Below are 348 nucleotides of genomic sequence, written 5' to 3'. Positions count from 1 at the left end.
TCAATGCTTTATTGTCATTTTTAAAGATAGATGATGTATATAAAAAGTATTACAATGCTATCATGGTTCTGCTATATACAGGATTGCGTATCTCTGAATTATGTGGTTTGACAACGTCTGATATTGACTTTGAACAAGGATTTATTCGAGTAACTCATCAGATTAACTATAACAAAGGACAATATTCTATCAACGAGCCAAAGACAGACAGCGGAATCCGAGAAATTCCTATGATTAAAAGTGTAAAAGAAGCATTGCAAGATGAAATCAAAAACAGGGGTAAAATACAAAACGTAAATATTGATGGTTATTCTGATTTTGTATTCTTGAATCAGAAAGGCTATCCTA

General features: G+C 31.6%; 1 protein-coding gene. It reads left to right on the top strand.

Translation table 11 applies throughout. The annotated features are described in order from the left end of the window. Window positions 1–62: 62 nt before the first annotated feature. Window positions 63–348: site-specific integrase (locus tag LJE08_RS13885; protein ID WP_238636092.1), on the top strand; the 286-nt coding region annotated here is incomplete at its 3' end.

This window comes from Holdemanella sp. DFI.5.55 (assembly GCF_020593575.1).
In the GTDB taxonomy this organism is placed as follows: domain Bacteria; phylum Bacillota_I; class Bacilli_A; order Erysipelotrichales; family Erysipelotrichaceae; genus Holdemanella; species Holdemanella hominis.
Note: the sequence above shows the minus strand (reverse complement) of the source record. Positions and strands in the feature narration are given on the sequence as shown.